Source organism: Bradyrhizobium sp. 160 (assembly GCF_023073735.1).
Classification (GTDB): domain Bacteria; phylum Pseudomonadota; class Alphaproteobacteria; order Rhizobiales; family Xanthobacteraceae; genus Bradyrhizobium.
The window spans coordinates 1-23,871 of record NZ_JADPKD010000050.1; the positions used below are offsets into that span (position 1 = coordinate 1).

Annotated in this window: 18 protein-coding genes and 2 pseudogenes; 17 read left to right on the forward strand and 3 right to left on the reverse strand. The window is 61.5% G+C overall.

Annotation, left to right across the window (positions count from 1 at the left end; translation table 11 throughout):
* Positions 1-284 precede the first annotated feature (284 nt).
* A complete protein-coding gene (locus IVA98_RS19340) occupies positions 285-1,715 on the reverse strand; it encodes a helix-turn-helix domain-containing protein (RefSeq protein ID WP_247355324.1) in 1,431 nt (476 codons plus the stop codon).
* A gap of 321 nt (positions 1,716-2,036) precedes the next feature.
* Here IVA98_RS19340 and bioB point away from each other — a divergent pair.
* The 7 genes and pseudogenes from bioB to scpA all read left to right on the forward strand — a co-directional run.
* A pseudogene (gene bioB, locus IVA98_RS19345) lies at positions 2,037-2,731 on the forward strand (biotin synthase BioB); the annotation flags it as partial.
* A gap of 134 nt (positions 2,732-2,865) precedes the next feature.
* Positions 2,866-3,618: an aminotransferase class III-fold pyridoxal phosphate-dependent enzyme gene (locus IVA98_RS19350; RefSeq protein ID WP_247355325.1), complete on the forward strand. Its 753-nt coding sequence runs from the start codon at positions 2,866-2,868 to the stop codon at positions 3,616-3,618.
* A gap of 116 nt (positions 3,619-3,734) precedes the next feature.
* Positions 3,735-5,267 (forward strand): acyl-CoA carboxylase subunit beta, encoded by a 1,533-nt coding sequence (locus IVA98_RS19355; protein WP_247355326.1) that lies wholly within the window; start codon positions 3,735-3,737, stop codon positions 5,265-5,267.
* Between the two features lie 7 nt (positions 5,268-5,274).
* The gene (locus IVA98_RS19360) at positions 5,275-7,293 is read left to right on the forward strand and encodes an acetyl-CoA carboxylase biotin carboxylase subunit (RefSeq protein WP_247355327.1); all 2,019 of its coding nucleotides are present in this window, start codon (positions 5,275-5,277) and stop codon (positions 7,291-7,293) included.
* A 95-nt stretch (positions 7,294-7,388) separates the two neighbouring features.
* Positions 7,389-9,254 (forward strand): methylmalonyl-CoA mutase family protein, encoded by a 1,866-nt coding sequence (locus tag IVA98_RS19365; protein ID WP_247355328.1) that lies wholly within the window; start codon positions 7,389-7,391, stop codon positions 9,252-9,254.
* Positions 9,251-9,714: pseudogene (locus IVA98_RS19370) on the forward strand (GFA family protein). Before IVA98_RS19365 ends, IVA98_RS19370 begins: the two are co-directional and overlap by 4 nt.
* A 23-nt stretch (positions 9,715-9,737) precedes the next feature.
* The gene (gene scpA / locus IVA98_RS19375) at positions 9,738-11,966 is read left to right on the forward strand and encodes a methylmalonyl-CoA mutase (RefSeq protein WP_247355329.1); all 2,229 of its coding nucleotides are present in this window, start codon (positions 9,738-9,740) and stop codon (positions 11,964-11,966) included.
* Positions 11,967-12,287: 321 nt separating this feature from the next.
* Here scpA and IVA98_RS19380 read toward each other — a convergent pair whose 3' ends face one another.
* Both IVA98_RS19380 and IVA98_RS19385 read right to left on the reverse strand, forming a co-directional pair.
* Positions 12,288-13,592 (reverse strand): recombinase family protein, encoded by a 1,305-nt coding sequence (locus IVA98_RS19380; protein ID WP_247355330.1) that lies wholly within the window; start codon positions 13,590-13,592, stop codon positions 12,288-12,290.
* Positions 13,585-13,752 carry a hypothetical protein gene (locus tag IVA98_RS19385; protein WP_247355331.1) on the reverse strand — a complete coding sequence of 56 codons (168 nt, stop codon included), beginning with the start codon at positions 13,750-13,752 and terminating at the stop codon, positions 13,585-13,587. The genes IVA98_RS19380 and IVA98_RS19385 overlap by 8 nt, the downstream gene beginning before the upstream one ends.
* A 321-nt stretch (positions 13,753-14,073) precedes the next feature.
* On the opposite strand from IVA98_RS19385, the gene IVA98_RS19390 reads away from it, so the two are divergent.
* The 10 genes from IVA98_RS19390 to IVA98_RS19435 all read left to right on the forward strand — a co-directional run bounded on the left by IVA98_RS19390 (position 14,074) and on the right by IVA98_RS19435 (position 23,822).
* A complete protein-coding gene (locus IVA98_RS19390; protein WP_247355332.1) occupies positions 14,074-14,913 on the forward strand; it encodes a reverse transcriptase domain-containing protein in 840 nt (279 codons plus the stop codon).
* Positions 14,914-16,032: 1,119 nt separating this feature from the next.
* A complete protein-coding gene (locus tag IVA98_RS19395; protein ID WP_247355333.1) occupies positions 16,033-17,313 on the forward strand; it encodes a class-III pyridoxal-phosphate-dependent aminotransferase in 1,281 nt (426 codons plus the stop codon).
* Between the two features lie 17 nt (positions 17,314-17,330).
* Positions 17,331-18,863: an aldehyde dehydrogenase family protein gene (locus tag IVA98_RS19400; RefSeq protein ID WP_256468175.1), complete on the forward strand. Its 1,533-nt coding sequence runs from the start codon at positions 17,331-17,333 to the stop codon at positions 18,861-18,863.
* On the forward strand, positions 18,860-19,471 hold the full coding sequence (locus tag IVA98_RS19405; protein WP_247355334.1) for a BMC domain-containing protein: 612 nt from the start codon (positions 18,860-18,862) through the stop codon (positions 19,469-19,471). The genes IVA98_RS19400 and IVA98_RS19405 overlap by 4 nt, the downstream gene beginning before the upstream one ends.
* Positions 19,471-19,929: a hypothetical protein gene (locus tag IVA98_RS19410; protein WP_247355335.1), complete on the forward strand. Its 459-nt coding sequence runs from the start codon at positions 19,471-19,473 to the stop codon at positions 19,927-19,929. The genes IVA98_RS19405 and IVA98_RS19410 overlap by 1 nt, the downstream gene beginning before the upstream one ends.
* Positions 19,926-20,180, forward strand: coding sequence for a EutN/CcmL family microcompartment protein (locus IVA98_RS19415; protein WP_247355336.1), 255 nt, complete (start codon positions 19,926-19,928; stop codon positions 20,178-20,180). Before IVA98_RS19410 ends, IVA98_RS19415 begins: the two co-directional genes overlap by 4 nt.
* 12 nt (positions 20,181-20,192) lie before the next feature.
* The gene (locus tag IVA98_RS19420) at positions 20,193-20,474 is read left to right on the forward strand and encodes a BMC domain-containing protein (RefSeq protein ID WP_057029833.1); all 282 of its coding nucleotides are present in this window, start codon (positions 20,193-20,195) and stop codon (positions 20,472-20,474) included.
* A gap of 25 nt (positions 20,475-20,499) precedes the next feature.
* Positions 20,500-21,144, forward strand: coding sequence for a hypothetical protein (locus IVA98_RS19425; protein ID WP_247355337.1), 645 nt, complete (start codon positions 20,500-20,502; stop codon positions 21,142-21,144).
* A 104-nt stretch (positions 21,145-21,248) separates the two neighbouring features.
* Positions 21,249-22,244 (forward strand): sugar ABC transporter substrate-binding protein, encoded by a 996-nt coding sequence (locus IVA98_RS19430; RefSeq protein ID WP_247355338.1) that lies wholly within the window; start codon positions 21,249-21,251, stop codon positions 22,242-22,244.
* 54 nt (positions 22,245-22,298) lie between these two features.
* On the forward strand, positions 22,299-23,822 hold the full coding sequence (locus tag IVA98_RS19435; RefSeq protein WP_247355339.1) for a sugar ABC transporter ATP-binding protein: 1,524 nt from the start codon (positions 22,299-22,301) through the stop codon (positions 23,820-23,822).
* Positions 23,823-23,871 lie beyond the last annotated feature (49 nt).

A 23,871-nucleotide genomic window follows, 5' to 3' on the forward strand; every position in this document is an offset into this window, starting at 1 on the left:
CCAATCAGCAAGCCGCCTGACCCTTCACGCAACGCCATCGTAGAACTCGCCGTGCTCGCGCGCATGCGTCAATCAGGCGGCCTTCGTCGTATGCGTACGGTTCTTGAGCGAATGACTACGTCAGACCTGCTGCCTCCCTTTGGTCGGCGGCTTGATCACAGCGCTCCCACTGGGACGTTCCTCCCTGACTTGAGTGGGCCACTCCGAAAGGAGTGGCCCATTTTTTTGTAACCCAACCGTATGAATTCAGCCGCTCTATGCCGGTTGACGGAAAAAAGTGAGAGTCACTGTGTCTTGGTCTCAATTCGATACGGTACGACGCCCCTTTCGGCAGTGCCAACATCAAGAGCCCGCCCGATAGGCGGTAGTGCGCGGTGACGACAGTCAGTCCGTTCGCAAGCTCGGCATCCGGGGCCGATAGGATCCGAAGCCTCTATGTCTTCCAGATCGATGCCTTTTGAATACACCGTCTGACTGGCATAAGCGATCTCGCAACCTAGTCCGACTGCGACAGCGCGAGGTCGATTTAGGTACGAACCGGCAGAAAGGCCAACCGTCCGCGCAATACACAAATAGGTCGTCAAATCCGGCGTAGCTGCGAGCTGAACCAAGATACGGCCTGGTTGAGAGAACGATTGGTGGACGTTCCAAAGCGGGCAGGGCCCTCCGAAACGAGCGAATTGGAATCGCGTAGCGCTGCTGCGCTTCAACACGTTTCCGGCGATGTCCATCTTCAGAAAATAGAATGGAATACCCGGCGAACTTCGACGTTGTAACGTGCTCAAGCGATGGCAGACTTGCTCGAAGCTCGTTCCAAAACGTCGCTGGAGGCGTTCGACGTCGTATCGCGCGTGCCGCGCGGCCTGAAGGAAAGGCTCGTATGGCATGACGATTGCGCCCGCATAATAGTTGGCAAGCGCGACGCGTGCCAGCGCGGCAGCTTCGTCGTTGCTCAAGCGAGCCTGTCTGACCACCCGCTCGATGGTTTCTCTCTCCTCAAGGAGGCCGATTACATGCGCGATCCAGAATATGCGGCTCTCCGTCGGCGCGTCCTCGGAGAGGAATAGTATCCGGGAATTGCGATCGAGTCGCCAGATCATCCCGCTACCGAGCTCTGCAGGCGCATGCTTAATTGTGATCCGGTGCGCATCGCGTAGGTGTCTGACCAAGTCTTCGCCGCGGCTTTCGGGGCGAAAGCTCTTGGCTATTGCAAGCCTTTCAGCGGCTCGGTCGAGCATGTCGAAATGATTTCGCTTCGATTGCACCCAATCTCGGACCTCGTCGTACGGAAAGCGACTCGCAACTCCCATCTCATTATGTACGATGATCGTTTGAAGCGAGCGGTGTTCTTCCTCCAGTGCCAGATACGCCCGGTGCAGATGCAGGAAGCGGCGCGCGATATCAGGCGCGGCCCGGACAGCAGCGGTGGCTTCCTCTTCTGAAACGGCAGTACCGAACAATGGGTCGCTCGCGCTTTCGCGCAGTTCGCTCGCGAGCCGCAAATCATCATCATCGGCGAAATAATTCAAGTCCAGCCGGTACAACTCGCCTAATCGCATTAGGAGCCTGCGAGTGAGCGGTCTCTGATCTCCCTCGATCTGGCTAAGATAAGCTGCCGAGATTTTTAATGCGTCGGCTAAGGCCGCTTGCGTTGTCCCACGCTGTTCCCGAAGCCGGCGCAGCCGGTCGCCTGCGAAGATCTTTCGTAACTTCATGGATTTGCAATCTTTGCAAAGTCGGACAAATAATCAACAATAATAAGCATTTCAGTGCTCCCATCGATCGGGTGGATTAGCTAAGTTGGCATAAATCACCCGAGGCGCAAAGATGTGGCAGGACGTCCAAGTTTCCCCCTTGCGAGGAGCTCTTCTATCAAGAGAGGTCGCAAGGAAGCCTGCAGCCGATCTGATCCTCCAAGAGCAATTGATGGGCAGTGACTTCGTGAGCTCACTTGGACGACGGCCTGGTGCAAATTCACACGCCATGGTACCCGCTCGCCCACGTCCGGGTGGCGCAAACCTCGCAAGCGACATGCGATGAGTGGCCTTCAAGAGACCCTTCGGGCCAGTGTCGGTCAGGAGCAGCAAGCCCGTCGCGACTGGACCCGCGCAGAAGCCGAAGCTCTACATAGACTGCCCTTTGCAGATTTGATTTTTCGAGCCCAAAGTATTCATCGCGGCAATTTCGATCCCAACATAGCCGAACTCGCGAGCCTGCTCAGCATCAAGACCGGTGGGTGTCCCGAAGACTGCGGATATTGCTCGCAAAGCGCGCAGTATGACACCGGTCTCAAGGCAACGCGGCTGATGGATCAGGCCGATGTCGTTGCCGCCGCAAATCGCGCCAAGGATGCCGGCGCGCTTCTGCATGGCGGCTGCCTGGCGGAGCCCAAAAGCCCGCGACCTCGACCAGGTCTGCGACATGATCACTGCGGTGAAGGATCTCGGCATGGAAACATGCGTCACGCTCGGCATGCTGACACCTGAACAGGCAGAGCGGCTCTCCACCGCCGGACTGGACTTCTACAATCATAATGTCGATACCTCGCCCGAATTCTACGACAAGATCATTACCACCCGCACGTTGCAGGACCGTGTTGACACGCTGGCGCATGTACGCCGCCAGGGCATCAAAGTCTGTTCCGGGGGAATCATCGGGATGGGGGAGGGTCGAAGATCGGCTTGGCATGCTCGTGCTCCTTGCCAATCTCACGGTTCATCCCGACAACATCGACACCGGCGCCCGTTTTGCAACGTATGTGATAAGCGCCCAGAGGATCAGGCATTGTAGGTTTGAACGGTCCGGACGCGCGACTTGCGATCCCGCTTACTGCCCAATTTGAACGAAGCGTTGGGCCACTGACAAATGAATCTCACCAGCGACATCGCAAGCTACGTTAGTGAATTGCGGTATGTAGCGTGCCGCGAGCACGATGCGGCGGCCCTGGTCGTCGAGCCTCTGGTATCAGGCGCGGGCGGCATGCTGATGTACCCTGCTTGGGTGCTGAGGGAGGTGAAGCGGATCTCCGCAACATGGGGCGTCCTGCTTATTGCCGATGAAGTTATGACCGGTTGGGGGCGCACAGGAATGCTGTTCGCCTGCTCCCATGCCGAGGTGTCGCCGGACATTACATGCTGCTCGAAAGGCCCCACAGGCGGATCGCTCCCGCTCGCGGTCAGCCTGTGCAGTGCGGAGCTTTTCGAGGCGCACCATTCAAAGGCTCGTGCACGAACGTTCTTCCACTCGATCTCCTATGCCGCAAATCCGGTGGCATGTGCTGCGTCAAAGGCGAGTATAGATCTAGGGCAGGCTGATGATTGGAACAAGCGCGCCGCGTCAATTTCTCCGATGCGCGAAATCAAACGGCTCCGGTGCGACGAGCGATTCGAGAATGTTCGGCGAATTGGAACGATCACGGCGCTTGAATTGAGGGCGCGAGACGCAGGTTATCACGCGAGAGCTGGTCCGAAGATTGGGGCATTTTTTTTAGAAGTCGCAATCTGCTGCTTCGTCCGCTCCGAAAACACGATCTACGTGATGCCGCCCTATTGCGTGACTGCAGAAGGCCTCGGTGAGATCTATGGCGCAATCCAAGATGCTCCAGAGGTAGTAGGGTAACGCATTATTTGAAAACGTATGCAATTGAGGGTTGGGAGCCCAGCGATGTCCATTTCATCGAGGGTAAAGCGCAAGTCGGGGGCGGTCATCCGCACTCCAAATCGGGGGCGCAGCCGATGATTTCCGTGATAGAGAAGCTCGAAGCACAACGCGTCAACGCGAGGCTCGGCGGCGGAGAGAAGCGCATCGAGGCGCAGCACGCCCGCGGCAAGCTGACGGCCCGCGAGCGCATCGAGCTGTTGCTCGACAAGGGATCGTTCGAGGAGTTCGACAAGTTCGTCGAGCACCGGTCGACCGAATTCGGCATGGAGAAGACCAAGGTGCCCGGCGACGGCGTCGTCACCGGCTGGGGCACCGTCAACGGCCGCAAGACCTTCGTCTTTGCCAAAGATTTTACGGTGTTCGGCGGCTCGCTCTCCGAGACCCACGCGCTCAAGATCACCAAGTTGCAGGACATGGCGATGAAGGCGAGGGCGCCCATCATCGGCCTCTATGACGCCGGCGGCGCCCGCATCCAGGAAGGCGTCGCGGCGCTCGCCGGCTATTCCTACGTCTTCCGCCGCAACGTGCTCGCCTCGGGCGTGATCCCGCAGATCTCCGTCATCATGGGCCCCTGCGCCGGCGGCGACGTCTATTCACCCGCGATGACCGACTTCATCTTCATGGTGAAGAACACCAGCTACATGTTCGTCACCGGCCCCGACGTGGTGAAGACGGTCACGAACGAGGTCGTCACGGCCGAAGAGCTCGGCGGCGCCTCGGTGCACGCCACGCGCTCCTCGATCGCAGATGGCGCCTTCGAGAACGACGTCGAGACGCTGCTCCAGATGCGCCGCCTGATCGACTTCCTGCCATCCAACAACACCGACGGCGTGCCGGAATGGCCAAGCTTTGACGACATCGGCCGTGTCGACATGTCGCTGGATACGCTCATCCCCGACAATCCGAACAAGCCCTACGACATGAAGGAATTGATCCTGAAGGTCGTGGACGAGGGCGACTTCTTCGAGATTGCGGAAGCTTTCGCCAAGAACATCGTCACAGGCTTTGGCCGCATCGCGGGCCGCACCGTCGGCTTCGTCGCCAACCAGCCGATGGTGCTGGCCGGCGTGCTCGACAGCGATGCCTCGCGGAAAGCGGCGCGCTTCGTCCGCTTCTGCGACGCCTTCAACATCCCGATCGTCACCTTCGTCGACGTGCCGGGGTTCCTGCCGGGCACTGCGCAGGAATATGGCGGCCTGATCAAGCACGGCGCCAAGCTGCTGTTCGCCTATTCGCAATGCACCGTGCCGCTGGTGACCATCATCACCCGCAAGGCCTATGGCGGCGCCTTCGACGTCATGGCCTCCAAGGAGATCGGCGCCGACATGAACTACGCCTGGCCGACCGCCCAGATTGCGGTGATGGGCGCCAAGGGCGCGGTCGAGATCATCTTCCGCAGCGACCTCGGCGACCCCGACAAGATCGCGGCGCGAACCAAGGAATACGAAGACCGGTTCCTGTCCCCCTTCATCGCCGCCGAGCGCGGCTATATCGATGACGTCATCATGCCCCACTCGACAAGAAAGCGGATCGCACGGGCGCTTTCGATGCTGAAGGACAAGAAGACGGAAATGCCGGCGAAGAAGCACGACAATCTGCCGTTGTGAGAGAATAATGTTCAAACGCATTCTGATCGCCAATCGCGGCGAAATCGCCTGCCGGGTCCTCAAGACCGCCCGCAAAATGGGGATTCAGACGGTTGCGGTCTATTCCGAGGCCGACCGCGATGCCCTCCATGTCGAGATGGCCGATGAGGCCGTGCTGATCGGCCCGCCGGCCGCGGCCGAGAGCTATCTGGTGATCGAGAAGATCGTGGAGGCCTGCCGGAAGACGGGCGCCGAGGCTGTGCATCCCGGCTACGGCTTCCTCTCCGAGCGCGAGGCGTTTCCGCGCGCGCTGGAGACGGCCGGCATTGTCTTCATCGGCCCCAATCCGGCCGCCATTGCGGCGATGGGCGACAAGATTGAGTCCAAGAAGGCCGCCGCAAAAGCAAAAGTCTCGACCGTGCCGGGCTATCTCGGCGTCATCGAGGACGACAAGCACGCGGTCCGCATCGCCGACGAGATCGGCTACCCCGTCATGATCAAGGCCTCCGCCGGCGGCGGCGGCAAGGGCATGCGCATCGCCCATTCCAAGGCCGAGGTCGCCGAGGGCTTCAACCTCGCCAAGGCGGAGGCGAAGGCCTCGTTCGGCGACGACCGCGTCTTCGTCGAAAAGTTCATCGTCGATCCCCGCCACATCGAGATCCAGGTGCTGGGCGACAAGCACGGCAACGTGATCTATCTCGGCGAGCGCGAATGCTCGATCCAGCGCCGCAACCAGAAGGTCATCGAGGAAGCGCCGTCGCCGCTGCTGGACGAGGCGACCCGCCGCAAGATGGGCGAGCAGGCGGTCGCGCTGGCCAAGGCCGTGAACTACGATTCCGCCGGCACGGTCGAGTTCGTCGCAGGCCAGGACAAGAGCTTCTACTTCCTTGAGATGAACACACGCCTGCAGGTCGAGCATCCCGTCACCGAGCTCGTCACCGGCATCGATCTCGTCGAGCAGATGATCCGCGTCGCGAGCGGCGAGAAGCTCGCCATCGCGCAGAAGGACGTCACGCTGACCGGCTGGGCGGTGGAATCGCGCCTCTACGCCGAAGATCCGTTCCGCAACTTCCTGCCCTCGATCGGGCGCCTGGTGAAGTATCGCCCCCCGGCGGAAGCCAGCCAGGATGGCATCACGGTGCGCAACGACACCGGCGTGCAGGAAGGCGGCGAGATTTCGATTCATTACGATCCGATGATCGCCAAGCTGGTCACCCATGCGCCCTCGCGCGCAGCCGCGATCGAGGCGCAGGCGACAGCGCTCGACTCGTTCTACGTCGACGGCATCCGCCACAACATCCCGTTCCTCTCGGCGCTGATGCACCATCCGCGCTGGCGCGAGGGCCGGCTCTCGACCGGCTTCATCGCCGAGGAATTCCCCAAGGGTTTTGCGGTGCGCGTGCCCGAAGGCGAGATCGCGCGTCGCATCGCCGCGGTCGGCGCCGCGATCGATCACGTGCTCGGGGCGCGCAAGCGCCAAATCTCCGGCCAAATGGGGGGGCGCGTCGTGCAGCGCGAGCGCCGTCGCGCGGTCTGGCTCGACCGCCAGGAGATCCTGCTCGAGGTCGCGCGCGAGGGCGAGGCGATCGCGATCCGCTTTATCGACGCCGACGGCAAGGCCGGAACTGCGCATCTGTTGCAGTCGCCGTGGAAGCCGGGCGATCCGGTCTGGCAGGGTACCATCGACGGCCAGTTCGTCGCGGTGCAAGCGCGGCCGATTCCGAACGGCATCCGCCTCGCGCATCAGGGCGTTGAGGTGCCGGTCTTTGTCTGGACCGAGGCCGAGGCGGCCTCCGCACGGCTGATGCCGGTGACGACGGCCTCAGACAGCGGCAAGAAGCTGCTTTGCCCGATGCCGGGCCTCGTCGTCTCGATCGCGGTGAGCGAAGGGCAGGAGGTCAAGGTCGGCGAGACGCTCGCCGTCGTCGAAGCCATGAAGATGCAGAACGTGCTGCGCGCCGAACAGAACGGCACCGTGAAGAAGATCCACGCCAGCGCCGGCGCGACGCTGGCGGTGGATGCCCTGATCCTGGAGTTTGCCAACTGATATGCCATGCAAACATTTCCCTGCAGGCGCCCCCGGTCCGCTCGCAATGCCAGAATTCCGGGCGGCTCGGCCCATTGGTGACTAGGACAGATCGAATGGAAGATGAAAGGCTAGAATTGGCATCCGGCTTTGCACCTGCTTCGCGTGAGGATTGGCGTAGGCTCGTTGACGAAGTCCTGGAGGGAGCGCCCTTTGAAAGACTCGTCGGAAGGACATACGACGGGCTTAGGATCGAACCGCTTTACCGCCGCGCGAAGAATGTTGCGCCGATCCAGGGACGAGCTCCCGCCGCACCATGGCAGATCATGCAACGGATCGATCATTCCGATGCCGTAGCCGCGAATACCCAAGCACTCACAGATATCGAGAACGGTGCAACAGGACTCGCGCTGGTGTTTGCGGGTGGCAGCGGCAGCCACGATCTTGGGATGGAACCAACGGCGGACGCCGTCGCCAAGGTTTTGCAAGACATTCACCTCGACCTTGGCATCAGCATCGAATTGCAGGTCGGGCCGCAGTCGAGCATGGCGGCAAACTATGTTGCCGAGTACGTCAAGGCAAAGGGCCTCGATCCCGCGGCCTGCGATATCCGCTTCGGTCTTGACCCGCTCGCCGCCTGCGCGACCTGGGGCCACAGCCCCTGCGCCTGGGAAGAGATCGTCCCAGCCGTGACAAGTGGCGTCAAGGGACTCGCCGCGCTCGGCTTCAATGGACCGTTCGTCTCCGCTGATGGTCGCGTGGTTCATGATGCCGGTGGCTCGGAGGTGCAGGAACTTGCCTTCGTGCTGGCCTGCGGCGTCGCTTACTTACGGGCGATCGAAGGCGCGGGCATTCCGCTGGAAGCCGCGCAGGGCATGGTCTATGCGCGGCTCGCCGCGGATGCCGACCAATTCCTGACCATGGCCAAATTCCGCGCGCTGCGGCTGTTGTGGGCGCGCATCGAGACGGCGTGCAGATTGACGCCAAAGCCGTTGTTCATCGCCGCCGATACGGCCTGGCGCATGCTGACGCAGCGCGATCCCTACGTGAACATGCTGCGCGCGACCATGGCGACGTTCGCCGCGGGACTGGCTGGAGCCAATGCCATCACCGTGCTGCCGCATACGCTGGCGCTCGGCCTGCCCGATCCGTTCGCGCGGCGCGTGGCGCGCAATACGCAACTCCTGCTGCTGGAGGAGAGCAACCTCGCCAGGGTCAGCGATCCCGCCGCCGGCGCCGGCGGCATCGAGACGCTGACCGCGCAGCTGTGCGAAGCGGCCTGGACGCTGTTCCAGGACAGCGAGAAAGCCGGCGGCGCCTTCGCCGCGCTTCAGCAGGGCCTGTTCCAGAGCAAGGTGGCGGCAACGCGCAAGGCGCGCGAGGCCAATATCGCAAAGCGCCGTGACGTGCTGACCGGCGCCAGCGAGTTTCCGAACCTGCATGAGAGCGACACCGCCGTGCTGAAGGCAACGCCGGTTACGCTGGCGCCCTATGGCGAGCAGAAGTACAAATTCGATGCCCTGCCGCCGATCCGTCTGGCGGAGCCGTTCGAGGCGCTGCGCGACAAATCCGATGCGGCCTTGAAGGCGCGGGGCGCACGGCCAAAGGTGTTCCTGGCCAATCTCGGCACCCCCGCCGATTTCACCGCGCGTGCGACCTTCGCAAAGAGCTTCTTCGAGGCCGGCGGCATCGAGGCCCTCGACAGCGAGAGTTTTGCCGATCCGGCCAAGCTGGCGGCCGCCTTCAGAGCCTCCCGAGCCGAGTTCGCCTGCCTTTGTTCCAGCGACAAGGTCTACGCGGAACAGGCCGAAGCCGCCGCGAGGGCCCTGCAAAGCGCTGGCTGCAGACATATGTATTTTGCAGGCCGTCCGACTGATAGCGAGGCGGCGCTGCGGGCTGTCGGCGTCACCAGCTTCATCTTTGCCGGGGCCGACGCGCTTGCCACGCTGCAGGACGCCTACCGACGGATGGAGCAGGCATGACCGAAGCAGGCAAACCAGTTCTCACCGGCGGCTGCCAATGCGGCGCCGTGCGCTTTGCGATCTCGGCAACGCCGAACAAGGTTTCGATCTGCCACTGCCGGATGTGCCAGGAGGCGAGCGGCGCGCCGTTCGCCTCCTTCGCCGACGTCAACCGCACCGATTTCGCCTGGACCAAGGGACAGCCGTCGTTCTTCCGCTCCTCCACGATCGCCGACCGCGGCTATTGCGCCGCCTGCGGCACGCCACTGAGTTTCGGCCGCATCGACGGCGACCGGATCGAGATCATGACCGGCGCCTTCGACCGGCCCGACCGGCTGGTGCCGACCCGGCAATACGGAACTGAATCGCGCCTCGGCCGGTGGTCGGCATCTCCAATCTGCCGAGCCAGACCACGCAGCAGAATTACGGACCGGAAAAGATGGCGACCATCGTCAGCCATCAACATCCGGATCATGATTGAGCGCTTATGAAATGGTTGAAGCCATGAGCCGCATTCCGAATTTCGCCGACATTGCCTTTGAGCGAGCCGCCACCGCCACGCCTGCTGGCAGCGCCGAGCCGTGGCTGACGCCGGAGGGTATTCTGGTAAAACCCGCTTATGGTGAGGCCGATATCGCCGGGCTCGATTTCCTGGAGACCTATCCGGGCATAGCGCCATACCTGCGCGGCCCCTACCCGACCATGTATGTCAACCAGCCCTGGACGGTCAGGCAATATGCCGGCTTCTCCACGGCGGAGGATTCCAACGCATTCTATCGCCGCAACCTCGCGGCGGGGCAGAAGGGCCTCTCCGTCGCTTTCGACCTCGCCACCCATCGCGGCTATGACTCGGATCATCCGCGCGTCGGCGGCGACGTCGGCATGGCCGGCGTTGCCATCGACTCCATCTACGACATGCGCACGCTGTTTGCAGGGATTCCGCTCGACCAGATGAGCGTGTCCATGACCATGAACGGCGCGGTGCTGCCGATCCTCGCGCTCTATGTCGCCGCTGCCGAGGAACAGGGCGTTCCGCCGGAGAAGCTGTCGGGCACCATTCAGAACGACATCTTAAAAGAGTTCATGGTGCGCAACACCTATATCTATCCGCCGGCGCCCTCGATGCGGATCATCTCGGACATCTTCGCCTACACCTCTCAAAAGATGCCGAAGTACAATTCCATTTCCATCTCGGGCTATCACATGCAGGAGGCCGGCGCGACGCAGGATCTCGAGCTCGCCTATACGCTCGCGGACGGCGTCGAATACTTACGCGCCGGACTTGCCGCGGGGCTCGACGTCGACCGCTTCGCGCCGCGCCTGTCGTTCTTCTGGGCGATCGGCATGAACTTCTTCATGGAGGTTGCCAAGCTGCGCGCGGCGCGCCTGCTTTGGGCGAAGCTGCTCAAGCCTTTCAACCCCAGGGACCCGCGCTCGCTGTCGCTGCGCACGCACAGCCAGACCTCGGGCTGGTCGCTGACTGCGCAGGACGTCTTCAACAACGTGATGCGTACTACGGTGGAAGCGATGGCGGCGACGCAAGGCCACACCCAGTCGCTGCACACCAACGCGCTCGACGAAGCCTTGGCGCTGCCGACCGATTTCTCGGCCCGCATCGCCCGCAACACCCAGCTGTTCCTGCAGCAGGAGAGCGGCACCACCCGCATCATCGATCCCTGGGGCGGCTCGTATTATGTCGAGCGGCTCACGCGCGACCTCGCCGCCAAGGCCTGGGGCCATATCCAGGAGATCGAGGAACTCGGCGGCATGGCGAAGGCGATCGAAGCCGGCGTGCCGAAGCTGCGCATCGAGGAGGCCTCGGCCAAGACGCAGGCGCGGATCGATGCCGGCAAGCAGGCGGTGATCGGCGTCAACAAGTACAAGCCGACCGACGAGGACAGGATCGAGATCCTGAAGGTCGACAACACCAATGTCCGCCGGCTTCAGATCGACAAGCTCAAGCGGCTGAAGGCCGAGCGCAACCAGCAGGAGGTCGATGCCGCGCTCGCCGCGCTGACGCGCTCGGCCGGCGAAGGCAACGGCAATCTGCTGGCGCTCGCGATCGACGCGGCGCGCGCCAAGGCGACCGTCGGCGAAATTTCTGACGCAATGGAGAAAGTGTTCGGCCGGCACCGCGCCGAGATCAAATCCATCACCGGCGTCTACAAGCGGGAGGCGTCCAGCATGGGCACCCAGGTCGAGAAGGTTCAGGCGCTGATCGACGCCTTCGAGGAGGCGGAAGGCCGCCGCCCGCGCATCCTGGTCGCCAAGATCGGCCAGGACGGCCACGACCGCGGCCAGAAGGTGATCGCCTCGGCCTTCGCCGATATCGGCTTCGACGTCGACATCGGGCCGCTGTTTGCCACCGCCGACGAAGCCGCGCGGCAGGCGGTCGAGAATGACGTGCACATTCTCGGCGTCTCCTCGCTGGCCGCCGCCCATCTCACCGCCGTGCCGGAGCTGAAGGCCGCGCTGAAGAAGCAGGGCCGCGACGACATCATGATCATCGTCGGCGGCGTGGTGCCGCCGCAGGACTACGATGCACTCTACGCCGCAGGCGCGGAAGCGATCTTCCCGCCCGGCACGGTGATCGCGGACGCCGCCGAGGAGCTGATCCGCAAGCTGAACGCCCGGCTCGGATACAGAGAGATGGCTGGCGAGCCGGCTCCCGAGGGCATCCGTGGAAGCAACCGGCATCCTGGCTCCTCTTCAGTCGAGCAGCTGAGCAGATGAGTACCGTAGTGCTGACTCTGGAATTACTTCGTCAGGAGATAGACCGCATTCGCCTTCAGGTGGGCCGGCATCGCAGAGAGATCGCGCGTCTCAAGCGCGCTGGAATGCCTGTCGAATCGGCTGAAACAATCGTGGAAAGAATGCTGACCAAGATGGAAGAGTTGTGCCATCGACGCAACCAGTTGGCAAAATCCAGGCCTCATCCTACGAAGGGCAAAGTTGGTCACCGAAAATGCTTGGAGGGGCGGGGTCGGCACACCTCATAGCCGTGCCGGTAGATTTAGCTAAGTGAGCTGTTCTACGTCTCGATTGACCTCGGAATCACAGCATCGTGGAGCTCTTGAATAGCGAGCGTTCCACCGCAAGTCGCCATTGTTTGAGCGCCGCCTCGCGATCCGCTTCAAGCCGTTCCGCGGCGGTGAGTGTCGCGGTCAGTTTGGCGGGCTCCAACGCGGCAATGAACGCCCGGGTGATGGCGTCGTCGACCTGAACGCCGCCAATATTGAGGCAGTAGACGCCTCGGTTCTCGACCAGCACTTTGCCAGCACAGTGATAACCTGGCGAAGAATTGCGTCCGCGATAGTGGGTGTGCAGGCGGCGGCCGCAATGGCCGCAACTGGCAAGACCTTGCAGGAGGGCGTTGCCCTCTCTCACGGCGCCGCCGCCCTTGTGCGGCTGGGGTCGCGTGTTCGCGGCGAGACGTTGCTGATTTGCTTCATAGGTCTGCCAGTCGATGAACCCTGGATGATGCTCGGGGATGAGAACCTGCCATTGGGAACGCGGCAAGAATCGAATCCGCTTCTTGCGGGCACCAGTGCTATCGAGAATCGTCTCTTGACGCGTTTTGCCATAGACATAGGCGCCGGCATAGACGGGATTGGTCAAGACCTGGTGGATGGCGGTGTAGCTTGCCTCGACCCAACGGATCTCGGCACGGGCGTGTAGCTGCAGCGGGAACGTGAGCCCCTCGGAACGAAACCAGAGCCAAACGCGACGCGCCGATCCCATCTCGGCGAAGCGCGCAAAAACACTGCGAATGGCGATGACGACAGCCTCGTCAGGATGGAAGCGGACCTCGCCATCAGCCTCGCCCCAGACGAAGCCGACCGGCAGACCGCGGCGCAGTTCACCCCGCGCCGCCTTGTTGCGGATTCCGCCGTTGAGGCGAGCCCGCAGCACGTGCAGTTCGGCTTCGCTCATCGTGCCTTTGAGCCCCAGCAAGAGGCGATCGTTGAAGACGGCCGGATGATAGATGCCGTCGGCATCGCCGATCAGCGTGTCGGTAAATCCGGCCAGATCAATCAGACGGTACCATTCGGCGTTATTGCGCGCGAGCCGCGAGACTTCGAGACCGAGCACCAGGCCCACGCGCGCGAGCGCCACTTCGGCGGTGAGGCGGGCAAAGCCCGAACGCGCCACCGAGCCCGAACCGGAGAGGCCAAGATCCTCGTCGATAACGATGATGCGTTCATCGGGCCAGCCGAGGTCACGCGCTTTGCCGGCAAGCGCATATTGCCGGTCGATTGATTCGCGGTTGTGCTCGACCTGTGCGGCGCTGGATTGGCGCAGATAGACGACAGCCTGTCGAGAGAGATGACTTGACGTAATCTTGACGCGCTCACTCATCGCTTGCCTCCATCGCCGGGTCGTCCGGGAGCAGGCGTGCAATGAGGCGCGCCAGAATCTCGATTGCCGCCATGCGGGCGGCTTCGTCGATTTGGTCCCACGCTGCTGGCGCGCTTAGTGGAACATCGGGCTGATCGAAAAACTCCAGGTTCAATTGCATGGCGGCTCTCCTTGCACGGCGCCGACTCGGCACCCCCGATGCAAAGAGCGTCGACGAGCTTGCGCAAGTGGAGCAAATCACCGAGCCTGCCGAGATCGTGGACAGCGTCATCGGTCGGCGGCGTGCCTCCAAGCGGCTCAACCTTCCAATCGGTCCAGCTCGCCGGAATCAACGACCGACTGCCGTCTGGCAGAACTGTGAGGAGATAGCAGACGCCGCGCCGCCTAATGGTGCCGATCACGGCCAACGCCTGACCTTCGAATGCGTGACGCTTGCGCGTGATCGTCACCGAAGCTGGGATATCATGGCGATGGGTAGTGTGTGGCCGCTTCCTTCGATTCGGTCGACCACGAGTGGCTGCTGCGGATGGTGGCGCACAGGATCGCCGATCCTCGCATCCTACGGCTCATCGGGCTGTGGCTGCGGGCGGGCGTCCTTGAGAGCGGCGAGAAGCAAGAGACGGACAGGGGCACTCCGCAAGGGGCGGGAATCAGCCCGCTCCTCGCCAACGTCTTCCTGCACTACGTCCTCGATCTCTGGGCCCACCAATGGCGCCGTCGCCACGCACGCGGTCGCGTTGTGACCGTGCGCTATGCCGACGACTTCGTCATGGGCTTCGAGAGCAAGGCGGATGCGCAGGAGATGCTCTTGGCTCTCAAGGTGCGGCTGGCCAGCTTCGGCCTGACGCTCCATGAGAACAAGACGCGGCTGATCGAGTTTGGCCGGTTCGCGGCCCTCTCGCGTCAGCGGCGGGGCGAGCGGCGGCCAGAGACCTTCGCCTTCCTCGGCTTTACCCACTACTGCGGGCGGACCCGAGATGGCCGGTTCATCGTGAAGCACAAGACGGAAGGGAAACGCCTGACGCGCAAGCTGACGGCGTTGCGCCAGGAGGCCTGGCGGCTCATGCACGCGCCACTGGCCACGCAGTACGAGTGGTTCGCCGCCGTTCTGCGCGGGCACTATGGCTACTATGGCAGGCCGCACAACTATCCAGCGCTCAACGGCTTCTACCGCGAAGTGCGTCGAACCTGGTTGCGTTGTCTGAGACGGCGCAGCCAGAAAAGTCGGCGCATGAGCTGGCCGGAGTTCGAGACCCTGACGGCACGCTTCCGCCTGCCAACTCCACGCATGACTCGCACATGGGCGCAGGCGCGGATATGACGCGGGTTACCCTCGGGAAGAGCCGGGTGCGGGAAAGCCGCCTGCCCGGATCTGTGAGGGCAAAGCCAAATGGCCGAGCTACTCGACCACAACCTGCCTTCCTAAAGAATGCGGCGAGCGCTGGCTGTAGGCAGATGATAGGAGCGTTCTGCAGTCATCGATCTTCCTTGCTCCGCTTTGATACAAATTGATAGAACGGATTCTGGTTTGGAAACGTAGCGTGGGCAGCTCCTCGGCCTCTACGATTAGTCAGGCAACGCGAAGGCCGACCTCTCCTTAGAGAGCGGCAGCGGTTTAGGATCCTGTCAGTGAAACGCGACGCCTGCGATGTCCAACAGCGAAGTATGTCAACGCGCGTCGAATTTGCCGTAACCGAAGGACGCCGCTCTGGCCGACGTTGCGAAGTATGGCGGAACGTCCCTCGGCAACCCATAGCTCGGCTGACGGTTTCTTTGCTCCATCCAGAGGCCGCAATGACGGTGACTGGAGAAAATCGACCGGGTGCGCGAATTATCCCCGAGCCGCAGACAACACCTTCCTGGAAGAGGCCCGGAAGCAAGGTCACCTCGATCGAGGGCTTGCTCACCAATTGCTCAGTTAGCGGACAGGCAGGCGTCACTGTAAGGCGATGACGGCAATCGCGAAGTGCTTGGGCAAACCGCACCGATGTCGCGCTCGGGTCGAAATTTATGGCTTCTTTGTTGAAGTAACGTTCGACAACCGGGCTACCGTGAGCCCGCCGTGCGGGTAAAAATGACAGAAGCCGTTTATTGAGGCGCCAGCCCAAATCGCTTCGCCCTGGCGACTGCCCCGCGGTCTAGATGGCCTGTCTGACCGAGTTCTGACAGATCGTGCCAGACGGTCTCAGTCGAGACGTCAAGCGCGTCAGCCATTGCCGGATCGAATTCGCTTCCAGACCGGACAAAATCTGGCGACAGCGCAATCTCTTGCGCGAACTAGCCACTCCCATTCTTCGTGCTTCCACCCGAGTTGTCCGACCGTCACCGACAGTCGGGGATCTTTGTGACCGACAAGACACATTTAAATGACAGATTCACAACATTTTTTGTTGCGCATCAAACAAAATGGTGCAATGGTGCCGATAAATGGAGGTGCGCCTTGTTCGACTACGGTTTCTTCAAGTTCGATTCGAAGGCTGAGCTGCTCGATAAGGCCATCGAGTATTGGAACCCGGGCAAAACCCGGTTCTGGCGAGATGCGGGGATCGATCTCGTAATCGATCGTCGGGAAGGTTACTTCCTCTACGACATGTCCGGGCGGAGGCTGATCGATCTCCACCTTAACGGAGGCACCTACAACTTTGGCCACCGCAATCCTGAGCTAGTCGCCACGCTAAAATCGGCGCTGGACTATTTCGACATGGGGAACCACTGGTTCCCCTCCGTCGCGAGGGCGGCGTTCGCCGAAAAGCTCGTCAAGACGGCGCCCGGAATGAAGTACGCCATATTCGGCGCGGGCGGGGCGGAGGCGGTGGAGATCGCGCTGAAGACTGCCCGATATGCCACCAAGCGCCGCAAGATCGTGTCGATTGTCAAGGGTTATCACGGCCACTCCGGCCTATCGGTGGCCACCGGCGACGAACGTTTCTCCAAGCTATTTCTTGCCGATCGACCCGAGGAGTTCTCGCAGGTCGCGTTCAACGATATCGATGCACTCGAGCGCACGGTGCGTGGCCGCGATGTCGCCGCCTTCATCATCGAGACGATCCCGGCGACCTATGGATTCCCGCTGCCAAACGACGGTTACCTCAAAGCTTGCCAGGAGATCTGCCGCAGATACGGCACTTTGTACATTGCTGATGAGGTGCAGACGGGCCTCATGCGTACGGGCGTCATGTGGGGCTGGCAAAGTTACGGCCTTTCGCCTGATATCTTCGTCACAGGAAAGGGCCTCGGCGGCGGGATCTATCCCATATCTGCCTGTGTGGTAACCGAACAATGCGGCGCCTGGCAGAAGGAAGATGGCGCAGCGCACATATCGACGTCCGGTGGTTCTGAGCTCGGATGCGTCGTCGGCCATCAAGTTGTCGACATGCTGCAGCGTCCGGAACTCGTGGCCAACGTTCATTCCGTCGCCGACTATTTTCAGCGCGCTCTGACCGAGATCATGGCGGCTAACTCCGACGTCTTCGTGGGGATCCGCCAGCGAGGTGTGATCTTGGGGTTGGAATTCGATCACCCGGAAGGCGCCGTCGCTGTCTCCCGCGCGCTCTATGAACATGGTGTGTGGGCCATCTTCTCCTCGCTCGACAAGCGAGTGCTGCAGTTCAAGCCGGGTCTGCTTCTGGATGTGGCGACCTGTCAAGAGATCGTCGAACGGTTCGAAGCTGCCATCCCGCGCGCGCGCAGCCTTCTGCGCAACCCGCGCCGGGCAGCCTGATCCGGAAAAGGAAAGCTATGCTATCTCACGATGACGCACCTCGCCTCGCCGTGCCGGATAAGGCAGCGGCAAGAGCGCGGATGAAAATCGACCGGGCCGGATGGGCGGTCCGTGCGTATGCCCGCTGCGATCGCGCCTCTGTCATGAAGGTGGCCCGCGCTGTTGCCGAAGCGGCGCATCAGGCGGCTCAGACCTACGCCGAGTGGGCGGTGCGCGAGACCGGCATGGGCGTGGTCGAGCACAAGAGATTGAAGAACGAGCTTTCGGCGCATCCCCTGGTGGACTTCTATGCCGACACGAATCTGGTCGACCCTCGCATCGACAGAGCGCGCAAGATGGTCGAATTGCCGAAGCCGGCCGGGATAATTCTGGCGTTGACGCCTGCGACCAATCCGATCTCAACGCTGTACTACAAGGCTATCCTGGCGATACTGAGCCGTAATGCGGTGATCTTTAGCCCTCATCCTCTGGCAAAGGAGTGCTGCCGCGATGCTGCCGTGCGCCTGGAAGCGGCTGCCGTTGCTGCGGGCGCGCCAGCCGGCTTGATCCAGTGCGTTGAGGAGCCGTCTGTCCCGCTCGTCCAATCGCTCATGATGTCGCCGAAGGTGCAGGTTATCCTTGCGACCGGTGGCAGCGCCATGGTGCGAGCTGCCTATTCGTCCGGCAATCCGGCGATCGGCGTGGGACCTGGTAACGCTCCGGTCTACGTAGATCCCAGTGCGAACCAGGGTCTCGCTGCCCAGCGGATCGTAGAGAGCAAGGCCTTCGACAATTCCGTATTGTGCACCAACGAAAGTGTGCTCATCTCGCTCGACGAGAACAGGCAGCAACTGGAACGAGGTTTGCGCGCTGCCGGGGCGCACATTTGCACGGACGCCGAAGTCGTCAAGCTACGCGACTGGCTTTTCCCGCACGGTCATTTGAATACCGCCGCTGTTGGCAAGAGTGCGGCGTGGGTGGCGCAGCACGCTGGAATACGCGTGGTGCCCTCGACCAAGGTGCTCATCGCTCCTGTCGACCATTATGGCCCCGACGAGCCGCTGACAAAGGAGAAGCTTTCCCCCGTTCTCGCGTTCGTTTCGGTTGAAAGCTTCGAACGCGCGGTCAGTGCGGCGAAGATGATCCTTCGCATGACGGGGGCGGGTCATTCCGCAGCGTTTCATGGCGAGAATCCCCAGCGCTCGATGGATTTCGCCTCGGCCTTGCCGGTTTACCGCGTCGTGGTCAACGCCCCCTGTTCGCAGGGTGCCGCCGGTTTTGCCACCCATCTGGCGCCCTCCTTCATGATCGGGACGGGCTATTTCGGCCGCTCCTCCGTGGGCGAGAACATCGGGCCCCAGCATCTCGTCCATTGGACACGGCTTGCGTGGAACAGCGATGCGACTGTGCCCTTCGGCGATTTCAGCGCGGTTCGCGTCTCCTCGGCGAACTCCGAATCTCCCGCCCTGGTCCCTGCGGCGACGATCGCGCCAGCCGCCGGAATGGAGCGAGATCTCCTGCGCCAGCTGATTCTTCAAGAACTCCGTGACTTGACCAGGGGCCAGTCGTGACCGATCTCCGCGCCTTCATCTTCATTGACCAGCTTCAGCCTCAGACCCTGGCTTACACAGCCACGTGGATGCGCGGCACGCTGCCGCGAGCCCGCATGGCCGCGCAAATTATTGAGATCGCGCCGGGCCTCGACATCGAGGCGCTGACGGACACAGTCCTTAAGAGCGCCGAAGTGCGAGCGGGCTTCCTCGTCGTCGAGCGTCAGTTCGGCACGCTGCAATTCCATGCCCATTCCACCGCCGAAGTACAGGCGGGGGCCGACGCTGCGCTGGCCGCCATGAGCAAGAAACGCGAAGACGCTGAAAAGCCCAAGATATTCGCCTCGAAGATCGTGACCCGGGTGGACGACCAGCACGCCTTTCTCATGAATCGCAACAAAGCTGGCTCGATGGTCTTGGGCGGCGAAAGCATCTATCTGCTGGAATGCCAACCCGCCGCCTATGCGATCCTCGCCTGCAACGAAGCGGAGAAAGAAGCCGACATCAAGGTCATCGACATGCGGATGATCGGCGCCAACGGCCGACTCTATCTGGCCGGTACCGAAGCCGACGTCCGCAACGCACGCGGAGCGGCCGAGCGGGCGCTGCGTGAGGCAGGGGCACGCTGATGGCTGACGATCTCCGCGCTCTCATTCGCGAGCTCCTTTCGGAGGAGATCGCGGCACTGCGCGCCGAGATGCAAGGCGCCGTCCAGGAGGAGCATGTCCGCATCGGGACCGCCGCTGACCTGACCGAGTTCGCGCTATCCGTGGTGCGGCGCGTCTCAGATCCGACGTTCGCCGCGGCTCTTCGCGAAGGACGAATACGTTTCGTGCCGGATCTGCAGGCGCCACCGGCCCTCGTCCGGAGTCCGCAACCGCCCCCGGTACCGTCCTCCGTACCGCTGGTCACAACTAGTCCAGCCGCAGTCGCCGAACTGATCAAGCCGTTGATCACCGAGCGTGACATTGCAGCTCTCGCCGAAGGTGAGACGCGGCTGCGCATCGGCAAGGCAAGCAGGCTCACGCCCCTCGCCAAGGACGAGACCCGCCGCCGAGGCATCAGGATCGAAAGGAGTGCGAAATGATCAGGGCACGTGTCAGCGGCAAACTCTGGTCCACGCGCCATATCGGCACCTTGCCGTCCGGCGCACTGCTTGAAGTGGAAACAGAAACCGGCACGAAGCTGATTGCTTTCGACCCGCTCGGATGCGCCGACGGCGAGACTGTGCTGGTCACCCAAGGCTCGGTAGCTGCTGGCTTTTTTCCCGAAAAATCCGCGCCGATCGACGCGCTGATTATCGGATCGATCGACGAACAGACCTCAAAAGCCAAATAAGGAGTTTCTGAAATGGCAAATCTTGCAATTGGAATGATCGAGACCAAGGGCTACGTGCCTGCGCTCTCCGCAGCCGACGCGATGGTCAAGGCAGCAAATGTCGAGATCATCGCCCGCAACGAGGTCGGCGGCGGGCTGGTTTCGGTGGTGGTGCGTGGCGACGTTGGAGCGGTGAAGGCTGCTACGGAAGCCGGCGCAGAAGCTGCCGGACAAGTAGGAGAGGTCACCGCCGTTCATGTTATCCCGCGCCCGCATCCGGATCTGGGTAAGCATTTCGACGCGGTCAAGGCTTGATAGCGTCGGACGAAAGGACTGGGGTATGACTGAGCTTCGTGTCTACCTTCCCATAGAAGATCTTCAGCCTCAGTTCGCGGCCTATCTTTCCTCGCCCACAAGGGCGAGGGGATATCCGCCGTTCCGTGGGCAGCATTCGCTGATTATCGAGGTCGCGCCCGCATTGGCGATCCATCGTATTACGGACCTTGCGCTCAAGGCGGCGCCGGACATGGAGCCCGGCATTCTCTACACCGAACGCCAGTTCGGTCTTCTTGAGCTCCATGCTGACAATATGGGTGCGCTGGAAGCAGCCGGAACCGCCATTCTCAGGGGTTTAGGCGCCAAGCCCGAGGATCAGCTCGCGCCGGAAATACTCTACCACGACATCATCGAGGACCTCTCGGACCAGCATGCCATCATCCTGAACCGGTCGCGCGATGCGTCGATTCTCGTGCCTGGTATCGCACTGCTCATCTACGAGATGGCGCCGGCCCTGTTCGCATGCGTTGCCGCCAACGAGGCTGAAAAGGCGGCGCCAGGCGCAACCATCAACGACGTCCAGATGATGGGCGCGACCGGACGCATCTTCATGTCCGGGACGCCTGATGACATGAGAATCGCTCGAGACACGATTTCGAAGAAGCTGGCCGCGATCAAAGGCCGGGCAACAGTGAAAGGCCGGGGATAGCAAAGTTCACTAAACCGCGCACAGTTCACAAGAACGCGGATCATTTTCATCATTCAAAGCGCAGGAGAGGGACTATGATTTTGGGTGCATATACGAAATCTACCATGGCCGCGTTGACTTACGCAGCAGCTATCTGGTTGAACCAGGCGGCCGCCGCTGAAAGCGATTTTTCTCAAGTAACGACCGAGGAAGTGCGCGCCGCTGGTAAGAAGGCGTGCGCAAGCGGCAAGAGGTTCAAGATTGCCTACAGCCATTCAGTGTCAGAAGCGGCAATCGTCAAGCAAGTTCGCCATTTCGCCGATAAGCGAGCGGCCGAGCTCGGTTGCGTAACTGTTCTGCATGACAACACCCAAGCAAATAATCTGGAACAACAGATCAACGCTGTGCAGGGCTGGATCACCCTTGGCGTCGATGCCATCGTAGTTACGCCAATCGATGAAAGCGCCCTCAAGCCTTTCCAGAAGCAGGCTCAGGCTCAGCACATCAAATGGCTTACCTATCTAGGCAGAATGGACGGCTCGGACGGTTATGTCGGTTTCGACCACGCGCAGTCAGGCCAGATCATCGGCAAGGCTGCCGTCGACTGGGTCAAGGCCAATAAAATCCAACATCCCAAGGCGTTAGTGACGACCTTAACGGGTCTGCCTTCGATCTCGCCACGTTGGACCGAAGTTGAAAAACTGTTTGCGCAGGCAGGCATTGAGATTGTCGCCAAACAGGACTCCGCCGACCAGGCATCCGGCCTGACCATCACCGAGACCGTGCTGAAGCAGCACCCAGACCTCAGCATTGTGGTGGGGTTGAACGACGACGCAGCAGTCGGAGCCAATCGAGCCGTAACAGTCGCCGGCATTTCCCCAGACAAGTTTTTCATAGGTGGTCAGGACGGCTCTTTCGAAGGACTGACCGCGGTTAACGAGGGCAAAGCCTACAAGGCCAGTGCGGCCATTCTCATCAACGACCTTGGTGCCAGCATTGTCGATCTGGCTCTCAACGCGATAACCGGCAACGGCCCGAGCTTTGCTTATACGCCGACGGTGCTCGCAAGCAAGGCAGACCAGGCATTGCTCGACAAGCTGATTGCAAACTACAAAAACTAGCGCTCCCGCGGGTGCGGGCTCTTGCCCACACCCGCTTTTGCTCGTGGATAAACGATGGCTTCTGAGATCGTCAAGATTTCCGGATTGCGTAAGTCCTATGGCCCGATCGAGGTGCTGAAGGGAGTCGACTTGACGTTTCGCGAAGGCGAGATTCACGCTTTCATCGGCGCGAACGGGGCTGGTAAATCAACGCTTCTGGGCTGCTTGTCAGGCGCGACTGCCGCGAGTTCGGGCGAGATCGCCATCAATGGCGAAAGCTTCGGTCACCTTACGCCCCGTGTTGCGATCCGGAAGGGCATCGGCATCATCTATCAGCACTTTCAGGTTATCGAAGGGCTGAGTGTCGCTGACAATATTTTTCTGGGCAGCGAGATCAGGAAATGGGGAGTTGTTGACCGACGCACACAGGTTGAACACGCACGCCGATTGCTTGCGCGATTGAGTTCGTCCATTGACCCAAACCTGCCACTCGAAAAACTGAGCATCGGCGAACGCCAAATCGTCGAGATTGCCAGAGCCCTGCATTTGCAGCCAAAGATTCTGATCCTCGACGAGCCTACAGCAGCGCTCTCGGACCGCGAGATGGAAGCCTTGCACGATGTCGTGCGCCAACTGGCCAAGCAAGAAGGGCTCGCCATCGTTTATGTGACGCATCTCCTGGATGAGGTCGCTGATATCGCAGATATTGTGACTGTATTGCGCGACGGCGCGGTGGTCTGGACGAGGCCTGCATCCGAAGCGCCAATCGAAGAGTTAGCACGGGCAATCGCTCCCAGGCTGGTCCGGGGCAACAGCGTACGGAGCCGCGCTGCGGCTGGCCATACGATCGTCAGGCTGAAGGACTATCGGTCGGACTTCACCGGGCCGGTCGATCTCGATTTGCGGCAAGGGGAGATCGTCGGCATTTACGGGTTACTTGGATCCGGCCGAACCGACCTGCTCGAAAGCCTCGTCGGTGCAAGGAAGAGGGTCGCCGGCGTCTATGAACTAGGCGGCGGCGCCGTCCAAATGAACAATCCCAGCGCGGCACTTGCCAAGGGCGTGGCACTGGTTGCGTCCGACCGTAATCAGCAAAGCCTTTTCGGCGAGCTGACGGCGATCGATAATCTGCTGATACCGCATTATTCCGGCATTGCGCGCAAACGATCGACCCACAAGTCGCTGTTCGACCAGGCGGCGGATGCGTTGAACCTCGTGCCGAGGAAGCCCAATCTTTCCGCTAGCAGATTCAGCGGCGGTAACGCCCAGAAGCTGGTGATGGGCCGCTGGTTGCTGCCGGATCTTGGGACACAAGTGCTGTTGCTCGACGAGCCGACTCAGGGTGTCGACATCGGTGCTCGGGAGGATCTTTATCGGCTCCTGTTCCAATTTGCGGCAACCGGCGGGGCGGTCGTAGTCGCATCGTCCGATCCGGCTGAAATCGTCGCCGTCTCGGATCGCGTGCTCGTACTGGCTCACGGTCAGCAGATCGCGCTGCTCGATAGTGAAATTCACGAGGATCACATCGTACAACTTGCTCATCAGAGTAAGGCGGTAATCAGCGGAGGTCGCCGGCGTGCTGCAACAGTCGTGGAGTAGGTCTATGTCGGGAGCGAACGACAAATCGGTCGAGGGCGTGAATATAGGA

What these genes read in the sequence shown, in the direction of transcription:
- IVA98_RS19385 (WP_247355331.1), bottom strand. Translation starts at nt 13,752, where the DNA reads ATGCAATTGAACCTGGAGTTTTTCGATCAGCCCGATGTTCCACTAAGC.
- IVA98_RS19420 (WP_057029833.1), top strand. Translation starts at nt 20,193, where the DNA reads ATGGCAAATCTTGCAATTGGAATGATCGAGACCAAGGGCTACGTGCCT.
- IVA98_RS19340 (WP_247355324.1), bottom strand. Translation starts at nt 1,715, where the DNA reads ATGAAGTTACGAAAGATCTTCGCAGGCGACCGGCTGCGCCGGCTTCGG.
- IVA98_RS19355 (WP_247355326.1), top strand. Translation starts at nt 3,735, where the DNA reads ATGATTTCCGTGATAGAGAAGCTCGAAGCACAACGCGTCAACGCGAGG.
- IVA98_RS19365 (WP_247355328.1), top strand. Translation starts at nt 7,389, where the DNA reads ATGGAAGATGAAAGGCTAGAATTGGCATCCGGCTTTGCACCTGCTTCG.
- IVA98_RS19400 (WP_256468175.1), top strand. Translation starts at nt 17,331, where the DNA reads ATGCTATCTCACGATGACGCACCTCGCCTCGCCGTGCCGGATAAGGCA.
- IVA98_RS19430 (WP_247355338.1), top strand. Translation starts at nt 21,249, where the DNA reads ATGGCCGCGTTGACTTACGCAGCAGCTATCTGGTTGAACCAGGCGGCC.
- IVA98_RS19350 (WP_247355325.1), top strand. Translation starts at nt 2,866, where the DNA reads ATGAATCTCACCAGCGACATCGCAAGCTACGTTAGTGAATTGCGGTAT.
- IVA98_RS19425 (WP_247355337.1), top strand. Translation starts at nt 20,500, where the DNA reads ATGACTGAGCTTCGTGTCTACCTTCCCATAGAAGATCTTCAGCCTCAG.
- IVA98_RS19360 (WP_247355327.1), top strand. Translation starts at nt 5,275, where the DNA reads ATGTTCAAACGCATTCTGATCGCCAATCGCGGCGAAATCGCCTGCCGG.
- IVA98_RS19435 (WP_247355339.1), top strand. Translation starts at nt 22,299, where the DNA reads ATGGCTTCTGAGATCGTCAAGATTTCCGGATTGCGTAAGTCCTATGGC.
- IVA98_RS19380 (WP_247355330.1), bottom strand. Translation starts at nt 13,592, where the DNA reads ATGAGTGAGCGCGTCAAGATTACGTCAAGTCATCTCTCTCGACAGGCT.
- scpA (WP_247355329.1), top strand. Translation starts at nt 9,738, where the DNA reads ATGAGCCGCATTCCGAATTTCGCCGACATTGCCTTTGAGCGAGCCGCC.
- IVA98_RS19415 (WP_247355336.1), top strand. Translation starts at nt 19,926, where the DNA reads ATGATCAGGGCACGTGTCAGCGGCAAACTCTGGTCCACGCGCCATATC.
- IVA98_RS19410 (WP_247355335.1), top strand. Translation starts at nt 19,471, where the DNA reads ATGGCTGACGATCTCCGCGCTCTCATTCGCGAGCTCCTTTCGGAGGAG.